The sequence below is a fragment of the Intestinimonas sp. RTP31139st1_F5_RTP31139_211217 genome, assembly GCF_040226735.1.
Classification (GTDB): Bacteria; Bacillota; Clostridia; order Oscillospirales; family Oscillospiraceae; genus Intestinimonas; species Intestinimonas butyriciproducens.
Genome location: NZ_JBCOAQ010000003.1, coordinates 31,061 through 45,804 on the forward strand (window position 1 = coordinate 31,061; position 14,744 = coordinate 45,804).

The window sequence follows — 14,744 nt, forward strand, 5'->3', positions numbered from 1 at the left end:
TATTTCGTATCAAGCTTCTATTGTCAATCATGGTTCTCCACCCGGATAATGGGCCGGTAGAAGTCATAATCTCCGTTTAGTTCCTTGTCCTCCTGCACTTCCGGCTTACAGTGGGGCGAACAGGGTAGGAAACCGAGAAATGGGCCCAGCCCGCCGCAGATATTGCACCCGCCGTCACCGCCGCAGGTGGTAAGTCTATCAGCCTGCACCACTTCCCGCATATAGGGATCGTAGGCGATGGACAGGCCGAAGAAGTTGGGTTCCTCCATATCATAGGGCCGGTTCTCATCCTCATCCATGTCCTCAAACCAGCGTAGACGCATGGAGTAGTCTAACCCATCTCCCCATGGGAACAGGGTCCGACATCCGCCGCCGCACAGGTAGGCCCACTCGTCCGCTGTGGGCAGCGAAAGCCCCTGCTTTTCCAGCCCGGCAAGAAGCGCATCGTAGTCTGTGCAGTGATAGATCCAGGTATGAAATCCATCTTCTGTCCGTTCTATGCGGGCCGACTGATGCAAGGTAAGACTGCTGCTGTCACTCCAAGCAAAATCACGGAATTCCTTCAGCCAGTCAGGGTGGGCAGTCAGCCTGGGATCGTCCATCTTGACCGGCTCCCAGCACAGTTCCTCCAGCTCCCGGCCCACCAGCATGGGGCCAATGACCGCCTGCCGAACGGGAGCCATGCTTTCCCGGATCATCTCTTCCGGGTTCTGCGGTTCCATCTCCCACTCCTGGAACAGATAGTCCAATTCCTCCCGGCTCTCCTGATTCAGTCCCTCGGCAAACTGCTCCCAGCCCAGGGTGACGGTATCGCCGGGGACAAAGACGAACTCCCGACCATCTTTCTTGAAGATGCCGGTGGTGCAGCTCTGGCCCCAGTGGTCAAAGGTATGTAGACCGAGAAAGGTCATAGTATAACGAGCAGCCAGGCTTTCCATCAGCGCCTGCTTCTCGGTGGTATCCATTTGATTGAATTGGGGACGGGACAGTTTTTCGTTCATGGAAAGTCCTCCTTCGATTCGTTTTGCGTGTTCCAGCAGATAGCTCTGACCATCCTGCTTGGCCCATTCCAAGTATTGTGGAAGCTGGTCGGAATGGATGGCATCCAGTGAAATCAGAACGGCGATCCGCTGGTATTCCTGAAGTTCAGGAGAGTAACAGTTGCGCTCCCAAAACAGCGGAGCGAACTGTTCCACACAGTCAGGACGCAGAGCAGGCATCGCCAAAAGCGCCCGCCGGCTCACATATTCATTGGGGTCCTTTGCGAAATCCAGAATTATATCCCTGACTTTCTGACTACATGAGCATTCCGGCAGATAGGCGGCAAACTGCCACTTGGCCTCATTCTCATTGGAAGCTGCGGCCCTGCGGCAGAGGCACTCAAACCATTGTGGATGGGAAGTGGTCTCCTGTATAAATCCCTCCGCTTCGTTGGCCCTGGCAATTAAATAGACCATCTCATCCAGTAGGACGCTGTCTGCCGTTTCTGCATCCATTTGGGTCAACATATGGCAAAAGGCACTGTAAGTATCATTCCAGTATGGATAATCGACTTCCCATTCACCGCCGAGTTCCTCGCTGGTTTTGCCGGGATAAGTGGCTTCCTGCCATTGATGGAATTTGATTGCCTGCTTCAGCAGGCGTTCACGAATGCCCTTTGCCATGTGCTCACCTCACGATTCTCCGCACAGTTTTCCGATCTCCAATGCCTGCTCCACAAGGCTCAGGAGCAGACTGGAAAAGCTATTTGCGATCTCCTCCAAATTGGAATAGTCGCAGTTATAACCCTGGACTCTGCCGCTCTCCAAGTCAAGGAATACGATACTTCCATCACCCAAACCGCCAATAGGAAATACAGGACCATGCTCACATTCGCTCATGTAGTCCACAAAGGCATCCTGAAATGTGGGGTAGGCTTCCTCCAATTCCTTTAGTGTGAAGATCCACGGCTCAGCCAAATAGCAGCCGCCGAAGTTCAAAAGCAGCCAGCGGTACTCTGCCGGAATGGGAGCATATCTGCTTTCAAATCGTTTCACAGCATCCTCTGGTTCCGGGAAGATACCCTTTGTGAAGGGGCTTGCTTTATAAGCAGTTTGAATTTTACTGCGGTATTTTTCCAAATTCATGTCATGCATTGTGTTTCCCTCACAGAGCATCCAGATTTTCCTGTAGATCGCCCTGCATCAAGTGTTGGGCAATGGCCCGGTTCAATTCCTTATGGGGGTGATAAGCGGCCTGCTCTACATCGTGCAGGCACTCCTCCATCAGTGCCTCCGGAGAAATGCCTTCCTGTTTTCCATAAAGGTGACCGAAGGCATAGCACACTGATTTGAGAAAGCCGAAAATATAGTCGTGATTTCCACGCATACTGGGTAGGTCATTGAACGAGCCCATACCTCCGTATGCCCGAAGGTGGTGGGAAACCTCCCGCCGCTGGGTCCAGTCCTCAATATCCCGCTCCAGCCAGCCGATCCAGTTTTTGAATTCCGGGTGGTCTGTCTGTAAAATCGACCGCAGACAGATCAGAGCCTCCGTATAAATATCGGTCTGTTTCATAGGCCATCGCCCCCCAAAATACCTCCATAGAGAACACCGTTTTTCCCGAGGAACAGCATCTGGCTGCGAAGTAGGCTGCACTGCTCCACAGCGACCTTGTTTCCGTCACAGGTGGGAATAGCCTCCTGTTTTTGCCCAAGACGATCACCATGAGCAGTAAGGAAGTAGAATTTGTCCCGTTGCTGGTATCCGCCTTGAAACAGGAAGGTATTGCCGGACGGGGCAACAGAAAAAGCTCCGCTTCCTTCGATTGGCAGTTCAAACACAAAGTCCTCTTTGAAGTTCGTCCGCACCAGCCGGAATTCATCGTAATAATAAAACCACAGGTTTTCTTCTTCGTCCAGGCTGATGGCGTAGCAGTCATAGATGGAATACTTCTCATTCTTCCAGAGAGGAGTTCCATCCGATGTCCATGCAATCAGGCCGCAATCACCCAGAGGTTCATCCCAACCGTAATTACCAAATACACCTTCATCAAAGTAGCTGGTAATGATGGTGCCATCTTTTTTTACCACGCAGTCTTGAATGCCATCCCCCAGGCAGAAACGGGACAGCACAGCTCCGTCCCGGCTGACGATCCAGGCGTTCTGGTCGGGGCCGTTTTCCCGATAGGCGCATCTTGCTCCCAGCAGGAGGAAGTGTTCACCTGCAGGCCGCAAATAATGGAACTGGAACTTCAAGAGACCAAGAGGAAACAGCGTCGTTTCCAGCACCCGCTGTTCCGCCCAATCCAACTGGATTTCCACCGCGGTATAGGTGGAAGGAATGCTGAGCCAGTCCTTACCCTGTGTTTCGGAGGGCTGTTCCATGAGAAGATAGACTTTTCCATCCCTTGCCGTGAAAAAGTCTGTTACTTCTGTGCCCTCCAGATGGTTTTCCCGGCGCAGCTGGTCCAGGTCAATGATGGAGAACAACGGCAGATTTTTTGCTTTTAAGGATTTGTTCATTGGGACTCCTCCTGGTTACTTTAACGCTCCATCATAGGTGTGAGTTTCCCAGATGGACTCAAATTCTGCTTTCTCTATTACACAGGCGTGGAACTCCTCACCCCAGACATGGGCGTTCAACTCATCCACGGTGGGGATCGGTGTAATCTCGATGGCGCCGTCGTAAAGGTCAGGGATGTTGCGGGTGCGGCCATCTGCAAAGATGTCGATGGAGCGGAGGACCAGCCACTCATTTTCGGTATCCACTTCATAGAGGATGACCGCTGGCTCTCCATCCGGTGCGCCCTCCCAAAAGAGTTTGATGTACTCGATCATTCCATTTCCCTCATTTGAACCAATGCCACCCCGTCATGGTGCCGGTTACCTCATCTATCTGTACCGCAATATCATAATTGCCGCGACAGCCCAGCAAAGCTGTAGGATGGTCGTTTTCCAGAATCAAATCATAAAACTCAACCGCTATGTCTTGGAATTCCTTCGGAATCTCCAGTGCAGAGAAGAAATCCACTGATTGAGCATTTTGGAAAAATTCAATGGCCGTTTTACTGCATTTTACTATAATCCCTGTTTGAGTGGTCAACTCTTTCATGCTTTCGCAGCCTCGCTCATGTTCAGATACATCCCCATCGTTTTTTCATTGTCACAGGCCGCCCGGATCATTTTGGACAGTAGCATCAAATCGTCGATGTATTGGGAGTACACGCAGAACACATCCTCGTCGGAATCAAAGTGAAACAGATCCACGCCGCTGTTATTTTCCTCGAACTCCTGGATCACGCCCCGGACAAGCCGCTCCCAATCCGCGCTGCTGCCTGTCAGTCCCAGCCGTCGGAATTTCTCTGTCCGGAATCCGTCGCTGATCTTTAGCAGAAGGGAGATCGCATAGGGGTGGTGGGGAATGAGAAAGAATGGCGCGATCTGCTCTGGTTTTACCCAGATTTTGAAGGGCGGGCGCGGATCAGGTATCCAGGGCAAGATTTCCCATTCGTCATCCCGACGATTTCCGTATTGGCAAAAGTCTTTCATGGCTTTGCCTCCTGTTTGAGTCTCTTTCTGCATTTCTCAATGTGGGCCTGTTTGGTGGCTATGATCTCCAGCACCTTCTCTGGCTTTATCCGCAGCAGAAGCGCAATCTTCTCAACAGGCATCCCGTCCGCTGCCAGCATACAGAGAATTTCCTTCTGTGCGGAGGCTTTTCCAGCAGCAAAACCAGTATCATAGTCGTGAGACAGCAGGGCAAAGAATTGCTCCGGTGTCAGAGTGGAAATCAGTTCCTGCTCCCCGTGATAGATCCTGCTGCGGAGCATTTCCAGTTCATAAAGTTTCATTTCTGCCATGCTGTACTCCAATCGTCAAATCGGTCTATGTAATCCTCCCCATAGCCCATGCGCCAGCCAATGGAGTATCGCTCGATCTCCCGGTGGGCCAGCCAAGGGGCGGCATGATTTTCTTATCTTGTAGTGCCATATTGTTTTCCTCATTTTTCTTTCAGGCTTCGCATCCGTTTCATGATCTGCTCCTGTTTTTTCGCGGTTTTACGCTACCTGCTCAAAAATCCCGCAGCTGTTCAAACTGCTCCAGCAGGGCATCTTTCTGGAGTGCATCGCCTGGCAGGGCATCCAGGATCCCCCGCAGAGCCATGTAAATTTCATCCCGTTCCTCGGTTTCGATAAAGCCCATCTTGTTGAAGGTCTGAGTGTAGGCTGCCACCGCCTCAAGTGCCTGGGCTTGGGCGTCCTCGCCCGGCTCAGCGGCCAGCTTCATCAGCTGGGAACGGGTCTTGCGGTATTGATTGGCTGCCTTTTTCGCAGCGGCGGCAGGGATATGCTCCGCACCGTCCCAGCCCCGGAAGGGATTGTCCAGGTTTTGCGCCAGCCACTCCGGTTTCCGGGCCTTAGTGATCCGCAGATCCATTCCCGGCTTGCTTTTCCAGAGCTGCTTTGCCGCTTTTGCCGCCGTCTCCGGCAGGCTGGTCATCCAGAACCAGCGAAGCTCCGGCACCTGCTCCGGGGTGGGGATGTCAGCTGCGCCGAAGCCGAACAGGTCGAAGGTGGAGAGGTTCGTCAGTTCCCGGAACCCTCCCACGGCGGAGAAGTTCCCCAGGTTTCCCGGCGCGCCCCAGAGCCGCAGTTCCTTCAGGTGGGGATGGACAGCAGCCAGCCCGGTCAGATCAAAGTCCTTCAGCTCGATGCCATGCAGCCCCCGTAAGTTCGGCAGTTCCGTGTGCGGGCAGTATTCCCCGATAAATTGGAGGGTCAAGCCGCTGCCATCTTCGGGGGCATGGATGGTACAGGCGTCCGGCCCCTTGTTCTGAAACAGGAGCAGCTCCGTTCCCTCACACAGCCACAGCTCCTCCAGCCCGGTCATGTCCAGCATCAGCTTTCTGATGCTGGTGCCTCGCAGATCAAGTGTCCTCTGACCGTGGTTCAGCAGGGTCAGCTCACTGATAAAGGGATTCCCCCTCAGAAACTCCAGCAGATCCGGGTGCCACCGCTGGCAGATGAGTTCGGAGAGGCAAGGCAGCGCCTTTAGTTCCAGCGCCGAATTGAATGGCGCGTACTGATCCATCACCCGATGACTGCTGACCTTCACCGGGATACCGCCGATCTCCGTTTGCTCATCGCTCTCCATGGCCTCCTTGAAGGCCCGCCGCCGCTCCTCCGGGATGGCCTGCCACCGGATCTGGAGATACACATCATGGCCGTCACTCCAGCCTCCGTAGGAGCAGCAGGGCTGGTCGGTGAAGGGCGGCAGAGTCCCCACCAGCGTGTACTGGGGCGGGACCTCCACCGGCACCCGCAGCAGATGAAGGTCACGGGACCAGTACATGAAGTCCTTGTAGAGCGGGCGGAGCTGGGGCAGTTCCTCCGCCGTCAGAGGGGCGTCACCCACCCAGTCCAGGGAGAGGACCACCGCCCAGGGCTGCTTGCTCACCGAGTCCGGCGGCGCAATATAGGCCACCTGGCAGGCGGTGTAGCGTTTCAGATATTGGTTGTAGACTGTATAGACCTCTCCGGCGGTGGCTTTCATGGCACCACGCTCCTCTCATCAGTTCTTTTCCAGATAGAATCCCCATATGCAGTTGGAGAATTCTCCAGCGGCAAAGCGGTGGATCTGCCCGTCAATCTCCACCTGCCAGACCTCGAAGGTATGGTCTTGGTGATAGATCGGGTCTTTGACTTTTACTCGCTTGCCGGTGGTTTGCCAGTCGTAGTCAAAGATGTTCACACCGAACAATTTGCATTGACCGTCCGGACCAAAGGTTTTATATTCCAAAGCCATGTGATGCCTCACAATTCCGAGCGCTGCCAGCCGTTCAGCCGCTCCTGCACCGCGTCGATCATCCAGCCCTCGCCCACACGCTTCATGAGGAAGCGGCGGTCAAAGCCGGTATTTTTCTCTCTGGTGTAGATGCAGAGCTTGTTCTTGGTGATCTGCTCCGCGTCAAGGAATTCTTCCCCTTTGTAGGTACCCTGGGCACTGTATGAGAGGCCCAGAGGCCGGTAGCCCGGGCGGGGCTTTTCGCTCACATACTTTTCCCAGATTGCCAGCAGGCGGGGCACAGCCTGGGCATCTTCAAATCCAGCCTGCTCCATATACTGCTCCCACTCCGTCATCTCAGCAAAGAAAGCGGACAGCACCCTGCGGCATTCTTCCACCGCCTGCTTATCCAGCTGGACGGGATTTTTGGCCTTTTCCCGCTGGAGCTGGGAGAAGTGTTCCATCTGCTCCTTGGTGAATTGCATATGGGCCACCGGCTCGATGCGGTTGTTGCCAGCGATGGCCAGCAGGCCCTCATAGGTAACGGCGGTATGGTCGATCTGGATGTGGGAGAGCTTGGGGATGGAGGCCGCCTGGAGCAGACCGGCATCATCCAGCCCGGTGCGGTTGAGGGTGAGAAGGTCCAGCTTGCAGCCTTGCAAGGCGGGCAGGCCGCTGCCGTGGATGGCGGCGTTGCCGTCCAACAAAAGATAGCGCAGTTTGGGCATAGCGGAGAAAACAGGGAAACAGGCGTCGGTGAGGGCGCCGTCCTCCACGCCGAAATTGACCATGCTTTTGTGACCAGCAAAGGGGGCAAGCAGTTCATCGGTCACAGGACAGCCTTTTACATGAAAGCCAACCAGGGTGTACCTGGCCAGCCGCTCCATGATCTCTGCGGTCAGCTCCGGGGTCTCAAATTTCTTTTCCCTATCCAGGGTCAGGACGCCGTTTTCCCAGTCCGCCGTCCGCGCCCGTTTTGGCCATTCCATTACTGTTTTCCTCCTTACGCCTGCTCCTTGTAGCTGGCTTCAATGTCAATGAAGCGCACATACACGGCGCAGACTTCGCCCTTTGCATCATAGCCGAAGTAGACGGGATAGTAACCGTCACCCCAGCCAGAGGAGAAGATGGGCAGGTTGCAGTCCGTGTCCGGCACGGTCCAGTTGAGCCAGTCGCCGCAGTCCCCCTGATATTTGGGGTGGGCTTGGGCGTTTTCCTCCAGTAAGTCGCAGAACAGGTCGTTGTAGGGGTCGATGTCCGGGTCCTCCTCCAGCCGCTTGGCCCAGTATGTTTTGAAAGCCGCCTGGGTCTGGATGTCTGCAATACACCCCATTCCGGCATCTACGCCGAAACCGAAGTAGTCATCATCTCCCAGTGCCGCGTCCAGATTCTCGTTGCCCACCATGCCCAGTTCATAGCGGACAGGCTTTTCCCGGCTGACCTCCACCTTGACGCAGGCGTAGCGGTCGCCGTATTTTTCACTGGGCACCACGCAGATCTTTACCGGGTAAGTCCCGGCGGGGATCGTTTGAAGGAACGGCAGAGTGTCCTCCAGCTCCACCAGCGGATCACAGGCGAAGATTTGCCCGGTGGGGAAATGGACGGTGCCGATGTCCAGCACATCCACCGCCATATTCCCAATCACTTTTTCTGTAAAATGGGCCTCCAAGTCAACTTTGCAGGTCAGTTTATCCTTGATGGATTCGTATTTGTTCAGCCATTCGGTCGTAGGCATATCAGTTTCCTCCTGTTGATTCTGCTTCTTGATGTACACACTCTTTGAGCCGTCCCAGTAGCAGTTCACACACCGGCCATCCTGAAAATGATGGTCACAATTCGGGTAGCCGTAGAGAATATGGGCACATTCCGGGCACAGCCCCATCATCTGTGAGGAGCCTTTGAAAAACAGGCTGCCGCACTCATCACAAAGGGCCAGTTCTTTTTCTGCCATAGGGCTCACCAGTCCCGTTCCCGGATGGCCTCCTCAGTGTCAATGGGGATGCCAAACCACTCCAGAATGTAGGCCACGGTTGCCGCAATACATTCCCGCGCCACCGTTTCGATCTCGCTGTCGTTCTCGTCAAATTCCTCCTGAAGATCGTTGATGCCGCAGACCGCCTCGTCCAGCGTTTCCTGCACCGCATCGGTGTCGGTTTCGCCGCTCTCCAACAGGTCGATGACCTTCTGAAGCTCGTCCTTTACCTTGTTCACCAGAAAAGCAGGATAGTAATCGTCCTGATACATTTCGTCCAGCAGTTTGTAATTGGGGTCAAATGCTTTCATCGTGATTTCTCCTTTCTCATTCAAACATCAAACCGTATGATTCAGTCAGGCTTCCATCGTCCTCGTGAAATATACACTGGTACACAGGCTCACGCTGGGTTGCTTTGCGGAACCGCTCCAGAACCGGAGCCAGCGGCTCACCGGTAGGGATGCCGAGGGCATCAGACACCCGCCGTAAGCTGTCCACATCCATATCTTCCAAGTTACAGTTGCGCTGTCTCTGCCCATACTCCTCCAGTGTTTTGGAATCCACATACTGCTTTGCGTCACAGCAGTCGTGCCAGCAGATACAGCTCACAAGCAGGGAAAAGAGATCATCCATGCTCTCAGCCAGACGGCCAGCCTCCCCTTCGCTGCTGTAATATCCAATGGAACCATCTTCCAACAGGTGGTATTCTCCGCCGGAGCCATCTCTGGCAAAGGCCATGCCGGGCATTGAAAAGGTGCATCGGCCTTCCGCGTCATCCCGCGGGGACAACTCATCCAGCAGGAAGAAGTCAAACAGCGAATCAAATTCATCCGCCAAATCAGGGTTTTCGTGCAATATCTTCAAATAGTCCATAGCCGTTTTCCTCCGTTTACGGTTCTTGGGTCATTTCGTGCAGCCGTTCCAGCCACAGCGTTTCTTCGATCATCTCATCATTCTGGTAAAAATGGTCTTTGTCGCGGGCCAGATGATCAGCAAGTGGAGCCGCGTCCAGCGGGGTACATACCACAAAACTGTCCCGATCCGCCCCCTTGATCTCCCGGTTGAGGTAGTACACCCGCCTGGCATCGCGGGAATACCAGTGCCCAAGCAGTTCCCAGGAAGTCAGCTCTGCTTTGGGAAGCTGTTTGCCGTAGGCATATATCCGCTTCTCATCTCTGGCAAAATAGGTATCGCCCAAGGAGCGGAAAGAGGACACCTCCGCGCCCTTGATGACCTTCACCTTGCCGTCTCCGTTGTGGAAGTAGACCTGCCGGCTGTCCTTTGCATATCCCTGGGGCGCACCCGAATCGTTCTGGCCGTTGTCCAACACCTGGAAAGCTGCCAGCTCTGCATCTGAGACTCTCCCGCTGGTGGTGTAGACGGCTGTTTTGTCCATCGCGTAGGCATAGTTTAACACCCGAAACGATGCCGGGTCTGCTCCACGCAGGCGAATCCCGCCGAGAAAGCAGGCCGCAGAGGATTTGCCCCAGTAATGCCAGCAGCAGAAGTCTTTGGGCGCAACCTCCTTCAACAAGCCGTTTTCATATAGGCCAGAGAAATAGACGGCTCCATCCCGAAGGAAAAATTCGTTGTCCACCGGCTCTGTGTTGGTGATTGGTTGCAGCGTTTCTTCCTGCTCGGCTGTGATGCTCAACTCGATATCATCGTCGCTGTAAATCAAGCAGAGCCCATGAGGAGCCTTTCTATCGAAATGCAGTTCAATGTCATGGTATTTGAGGATCAAAGGTTTCCCGTCGCTTCTCATGGTGGAAACGGCATCGGGATTCCCGAAGATTTCTATGACCTCATCCTGCGATATTCCGAATTTCAGCGGTGAAATGTCCCGAGGATTCTGCAATATTTGATTGCGCCAAATAGTAAAGTCCTGTTTCATGGTTTTCCGTCCAGTGCCCCAACGGTTTTCATAGCGGCGGAATCAAATTTGCACTGCCGCAGTTCCCGTTCAATCAGGGCAAACACATCGGGGAAGCACTCGATCTCGTCCTGATACTCATATTTCGCATACAGTTTCCCGTACTCCGAGATCCAGACCTCTGCCGGGTAGTAATAGCCGATGTGACCGATGGGCTGACACTTCTGACCGGCAGCCTGTTCGATTTCCGCCAGCTCACAGCCGGACATATCCCGGAAATAGGCTTCTTCCAAATGGTTTTTGATCCCGTTGACCAGGTAAGGGAACAAAGCAAACTCAAAGTCCGCCGCCCAGTTCAGCTTTTTCTGCGCCAGGTACCACTCGCAGCACAGGCCGAAATATTTGCGATAAAACCGCTGGGTGGTCTTCATCATCGGGACGCCATGATCGGCGTAATACTTCTCCGCAATGGAGATGTCCACTTTTCGCCCTTCCTGCCATCCGGCGTACTCCATCAGCTGCTTGACCTTGCTTTTGAGATCGCCGGAAATGGGGATGCGTTCTTTCGTCACGGTGGTCACCTCCATTATTTCTCAAGTGGATAATACCAATCCTCCGGGCCATTGTAACTGACCTCAAATGCTTCTGTATCAACATTCAGTTCTGATTTGGCTGTTCGATAAGCTACAGCGGCGACCTGTTTCAGAATGGGGGTAGCCTCCTCCCAGTAGACGCATGATGCTTCATCTTCCAACTCAGAATCTTCGTCTTCCTGTTCCTCCTCAAAATTCAAAGAAAAGGATTCATTTTGAATCTCTGCGTAGAATGGAAGTTCAAAGTCCGCAGGATTGGTAATCCGGATCTCTCCAGTGGGAGCATACATCTCGGCCATACTCAGATTGCCGGCCTGAAGATATTTCTGGTATTGCTCTGCTTCGTTCTTGAGATACCGTTCCGAGGAGGCCCGGCTGTCAAAGTGGACGGCGCTTACCCCAGAGGCAAAGTCCGTTGTCAGGCTTATAGTGAACACCGTGTAATCCGGATGCTCCGCTTTCAGCTTTTTGATGGCGGTATTCACAAGGGACAGCATTTCTTCCTGGTAAAGGGCCGCGTTAAAATTCGTGTCCATGATTGTGTTCTCCCATCCTTCTGTCAAAGTTCATTCGGATACCCGATCTTATCCAGGCCCGCCTTGATTTCTTCCCATTCATTGCGCTTAGGGTTCAACGCAATGACCAGTTCTTTTGTCACCGGAACCCCATCAGCAAGCTGGCGCACAGTCTCCAAAGGCAGGTCTGCTGGGTAAAACCACTTTCCATACTCCACATAGGTCTGTGGATCGCCATCGATCAGGGGAAGCAGGTCTTTGGATGCGTCCTCGCCGTCCATGGGATTGCAGTACCAGGTGATGCCGTCTTCCGTCCAGACGCAGAAGGTACTTTTCATCTTTTTGACTTCACGGCTGCCCATGAGCTTTTGCAACGCAGGGGGCATCCCATCCGTCAGGTCTTCTATTCGGGGAAGTTTTTTCTCCCAGTCGTAGAGTTCGGAATCCACACCGTTGATTACACAGCCTTCCGGCGCAAACATGACGATCATGCTCTGGTCACTGCCATCAGTGGCAAAGAATGCCTCTTTGCCTTTTCGCCATGCGGGGTTGTATGTATAGTGGCGGATGAAGCTCCATTCCTCCTCCACCATGATGATGTCCAGAGCTGCCAGCCCTTTGCAGAAGTTTTTCAGGCGCTCCGCATTGGGAAGGCCAGATAAATCTTTTGTGGAAATCATGTGGTTATCCTCCTGTCTTTCCTCACCACAGCCGGTCGATCTTGGTATATATCTTACTGGGTTCTCTGTCCGTAAAACTGGTCAATGAGTCAGTGAGTTCTGTAAGCGGCATCACATTCAAAATATCCAGTGCATAATACCAGATCCCGGTGTCCCAGTCCCGGAACCGCCCATTGCAGACAGCTCGACCATAATCACCAGGAATCAAATCCAGTGCTAACTCATTGAGGGGCTGTTTTTGCCCTGTCTTATCGTAGGTATATCGCTCCGGCATCGCACCAATATGCCAATCATAGCGGTAATGCACCTGGATTCCAGACTCCTGCTGAATCAGTTCAAAAGGGTGAAGCCGCATTGTGCCATTAGGCTTCCATTCCATCAGCCTGCGACAGTCCCGATCAATCCGAAATCCATCGGGCCTCTGTACGATAGATGCAAAGTGAGTAGGCAGGCCAAAGGAATAGTAAGAGAAGAAGTCTTTCGGCAGCCGCATCGCTCTGGGATACTGGTTCCGTTGTGCGGCGGCGTTTCCGCCCCGACAGTCTTTATACCATTGCAGGCGGATCTGCTGAACCAGAAGTGTGGGCAGATATTTTTCTCTTTTTCGTTCCTCAGCTTTCATGAGTAATACAGAAAATCTCCTGGTTCAAATCAAAGTAGATCACCATCAGCTCGTCGGTGATCTCCGGGTTGAAGGACAGATCCATAATGAAAACTTGCTGATCCATCTCGTCATCCACCAGGCTGCCAAACCGCTTGAGCCGCAAAAAGTCCACCATCTCAGTAAAGGACAGCTTGGATGGGTCGGTTCCCGGAAAAAGATCAGCCGCAATATCCGGGCCTACATCGTCCCGGTGGAACTCCATGAAAAATGTCACAACGCTATGGTAGCGGCTGTCCTCGTCCGCCAGCGCCGCTTTGATGGCGGCTTTGGCCTTCTCCGCCAATTTCTCCGCCTCATCCAGCATTTCTCCCACCGCATCCATGGCGGTAGGATCAGCTGTCAGTTCTTTCTCTACATCGAAGAGAAAGGGCAGTCCCGATTCATCGGGAAAGGTGAAGATTTCCTCGCCAGGGGTATATGTAAAATCAATGCGTTTACAATTCAGTTTCATAGATACACCTCCTCATTGGTTTTCCAGATGGGGTAATGGGATTGGTGAATAGACCACTGTATCTCCGTCATTATCCATCTTGAGAATGATAGCAAATTCCGCTGTATTGCTGTCCTGTCCCTTTGGGAGAGGAAAGATCATTGGGGGGCAACGCAGGGCAGCATGGTTCGTGGTATTATTCCAATCTTCCATGGCAGCAGATAAAATGACATCAATGTGTGCCAATACCTTCTCAATGGAACCCGCTGAGATGTTGTAAAAAGTGGGGTTTTTATGATACTGCTCTGTGATGAAGTTTTTATAGGTTTGCACTGGCATAAAGCAAAATTCCCAATCAAGGGGATACAACCCAAGCCAATACTCATACAGTTTCATAGGCGTATCCTTACCCCTCAATGTTGGTAGCTTTGAGGCCCTTTTTCAAGGAACCGTAGACCGTTACCGCATGGTCGGTGAACATCTCGTCGCAGTCAAACCAGGCGGTGAAGCTGCCGCCGGAGGTGACGGACAGGCTCGTCATGCTGATCCGCCGGGCCAGTTCTTCCTCTGTGATGGGGTCTGTTTCCGGATCGCGGGGGTTTTCCTCATCCTGGGAAAGCCAGTTGTTAGCCAGCTCGGTCAGGTTCTTTGCCGCAAGCTCCCGCATGGCTTTGTCCCAGGTTTCACAGTCGGCCAGCAGCTTCTTGGCGGCACTGCGGGCGCGGGTCCAGGAGGGCTTGCTTTCAGCATTGACCTCCAGAGAAAGGAGCACATCCTTTCCGCACCACTGGATTTCGCCCTCGAAGGTATCATAGTCCTTGTCCAGCTTCAGCTCACCCAGCACCTGGTCCTGGATCACCACCGGCTTGTGGTACTCGTCCAGAACGGCTTGAAGTTCCGGACAGTCCTCGTGGGCCTTGACCACCTGGGAGATACACCAGGGCCATGCCACCAGATCTTTTGCCCATTCCTCTTTCATCCGGCGGATCTTCAGGCGGCAGATCTGCTCGTTTTGAAAGCGTTCCCAGCCCTTTTCGCTGTTACGCTCCTCATCGGTGACCGGCCACTCCAGCCGCTCCTCTTTGGTGCTGACCTTGCCGGTGTCACAAAATACCACGCCCAGCGTCACAACGGTCATTTCCCAAAAGTTTCCTTTCCAGTTATATCCGCCTCCAATGCAGCGATTGATCAGAGCGACCACTTCCTGCTCCTCGGGCTCGTACATCTCATAAAATTCTTCAAACATAGATCAT

Annotated in this window: 22 protein-coding genes; all 22 read right to left on the reverse strand. The window is 53.4% G+C overall.

Going from position 1 to position 14,744, the window contains the following annotated elements; genetic code table 11:
* Positions 1-23: 23 nt before the first annotated feature.
* On the reverse strand, positions 24-1,001 hold the full coding sequence (locus ABUA09_RS18315) for a hypothetical protein (protein WP_033118031.1): 978 nt from the start codon (positions 999-1,001) through the stop codon (positions 24-26).
* A gap of 672 nt (positions 1,002-1,673) precedes the next feature.
* Positions 1,674-2,036 carry an SMI1/KNR4 family protein gene (locus tag ABUA09_RS03565; RefSeq protein ID WP_334259791.1) on the reverse strand — a complete coding sequence of 121 codons (363 nt, stop codon included), beginning with the start codon at positions 2,034-2,036 and terminating at the stop codon, positions 1,674-1,676.
* Between the two features lie 109 nt (positions 2,037-2,145).
* On the reverse strand, positions 2,146-2,556 hold the full coding sequence (locus ABUA09_RS03570) for a DUF6966 domain-containing protein (protein ID WP_006877311.1): 411 nt from the start codon (positions 2,554-2,556) through the stop codon (positions 2,146-2,148).
* Positions 2,553-3,503, reverse strand: a complete 951-nt coding sequence (locus ABUA09_RS03575; RefSeq protein WP_006877310.1) for a hypothetical protein — start codon at positions 3,501-3,503, stop codon at positions 2,553-2,555. The genes ABUA09_RS03570 and ABUA09_RS03575 overlap by 4 nt, the downstream gene beginning before the upstream one ends.
* A gap of 15 nt (positions 3,504-3,518) precedes the next feature.
* Positions 3,519-3,818: a DUF6881 domain-containing protein gene (locus tag ABUA09_RS03580; protein ID WP_006877309.1), complete on the reverse strand. Its 300-nt coding sequence runs from the start codon at positions 3,816-3,818 to the stop codon at positions 3,519-3,521.
* 10 nt (positions 3,819-3,828) lie between these two features.
* The gene (locus ABUA09_RS03585) at positions 3,829-4,092 is read right to left on the reverse strand and encodes a hypothetical protein (protein ID WP_003524806.1); all 264 of its coding nucleotides are present in this window, start codon (positions 4,090-4,092) and stop codon (positions 3,829-3,831) included.
* Entirely contained in the window at positions 4,089-4,529 is a 441-nt protein-coding gene (locus ABUA09_RS03590) for an Imm51 family immunity protein (RefSeq protein ID WP_006877308.1), read from the reverse strand. The genes ABUA09_RS03585 and ABUA09_RS03590 overlap by 4 nt, the downstream gene beginning before the upstream one ends.
* Positions 4,526-4,840, reverse strand: a complete 315-nt coding sequence (locus ABUA09_RS03595; RefSeq protein ID WP_006877307.1) for a hypothetical protein — start codon at positions 4,838-4,840, stop codon at positions 4,526-4,528. Before ABUA09_RS03595 ends, ABUA09_RS03590 begins: the two co-directional genes overlap by 4 nt.
* Positions 4,841-5,051: 211 nt before the next feature.
* A complete protein-coding gene (locus tag ABUA09_RS03600) occupies positions 5,052-6,533 on the reverse strand; it encodes a hypothetical protein (protein WP_006877306.1) in 1,482 nt (493 codons plus the stop codon).
* 18 nt (positions 6,534-6,551) lie between these two features.
* Positions 6,552-6,785: a hypothetical protein gene (locus ABUA09_RS03605; RefSeq protein WP_009259963.1), complete on the reverse strand. Its 234-nt coding sequence runs from the start codon at positions 6,783-6,785 to the stop codon at positions 6,552-6,554.
* An 8-nt stretch (positions 6,786-6,793) separates the two neighbouring features.
* Entirely contained in the window at positions 6,794-7,753 is a 960-nt protein-coding gene (locus ABUA09_RS03610; RefSeq protein WP_024730825.1) for an NTF2 fold immunity protein, read from the reverse strand.
* Between the two features lie 14 nt (positions 7,754-7,767).
* Complete coding sequence (locus ABUA09_RS03615) at positions 7,768-8,715, reverse strand: DUF4241 domain-containing protein (protein ID WP_009259965.1); 948 nt, start codon at positions 8,713-8,715, stop codon at positions 7,768-7,770.
* A 5-nt stretch (positions 8,716-8,720) separates the two neighbouring features.
* The gene (locus ABUA09_RS03620) at positions 8,721-9,047 is read right to left on the reverse strand and encodes a DUF5713 family protein (RefSeq protein ID WP_002569137.1); all 327 of its coding nucleotides are present in this window, start codon (positions 9,045-9,047) and stop codon (positions 8,721-8,723) included.
* 16 nt (positions 9,048-9,063) lie between these two features.
* A complete protein-coding gene (locus ABUA09_RS03625; RefSeq protein ID WP_009259966.1) occupies positions 9,064-9,609 on the reverse strand; it encodes a hypothetical protein in 546 nt (181 codons plus the stop codon).
* 16 nt (positions 9,610-9,625) lie between these two features.
* Positions 9,626-10,630, reverse strand: coding sequence for a DKNYY domain-containing protein (locus ABUA09_RS03630; protein WP_009259967.1), 1,005 nt, complete (start codon positions 10,628-10,630; stop codon positions 9,626-9,628).
* Positions 10,627-11,181 carry an SUKH-3 domain-containing protein gene (locus ABUA09_RS03635; RefSeq protein ID WP_009259968.1) on the reverse strand — a complete coding sequence of 185 codons (555 nt, stop codon included), beginning with the start codon at positions 11,179-11,181 and terminating at the stop codon, positions 10,627-10,629. The genes ABUA09_RS03630 and ABUA09_RS03635 overlap by 4 nt, the downstream gene beginning before the upstream one ends.
* Before the next feature lie 14 nt (positions 11,182-11,195).
* Positions 11,196-11,738, reverse strand: coding sequence for a hypothetical protein (locus ABUA09_RS03640; protein ID WP_009259969.1), 543 nt, complete (start codon positions 11,736-11,738; stop codon positions 11,196-11,198).
* A 23-nt stretch (positions 11,739-11,761) separates the two neighbouring features.
* Positions 11,762-12,397, reverse strand: a complete 636-nt coding sequence (locus ABUA09_RS03645) for a hypothetical protein (protein ID WP_009259970.1) — start codon at positions 12,395-12,397, stop codon at positions 11,762-11,764.
* A gap of 22 nt (positions 12,398-12,419) precedes the next feature.
* Positions 12,420-13,019, reverse strand: a complete 600-nt coding sequence (locus ABUA09_RS03650; protein WP_009259971.1) for a hypothetical protein — start codon at positions 13,017-13,019, stop codon at positions 12,420-12,422.
* Entirely contained in the window at positions 13,009-13,512 is a 504-nt protein-coding gene (locus tag ABUA09_RS03655) for a DUF2004 domain-containing protein (RefSeq protein WP_009259972.1), read from the reverse strand. The genes ABUA09_RS03650 and ABUA09_RS03655 overlap by 11 nt, the downstream gene beginning before the upstream one ends.
* A gap of 12 nt (positions 13,513-13,524) precedes the next feature.
* Positions 13,525-13,887 carry a hypothetical protein gene (locus tag ABUA09_RS03660; RefSeq protein ID WP_009259973.1) on the reverse strand — a complete coding sequence of 121 codons (363 nt, stop codon included), beginning with the start codon at positions 13,885-13,887 and terminating at the stop codon, positions 13,525-13,527.
* 10 nt (positions 13,888-13,897) lie between these two features.
* Positions 13,898-14,737, reverse strand: a complete 840-nt coding sequence (locus tag ABUA09_RS03665; RefSeq protein ID WP_009259974.1) for a DUF2262 domain-containing protein — start codon at positions 14,735-14,737, stop codon at positions 13,898-13,900.
* Between the last annotated feature and the right edge of the window lie 7 nt (positions 14,738-14,744).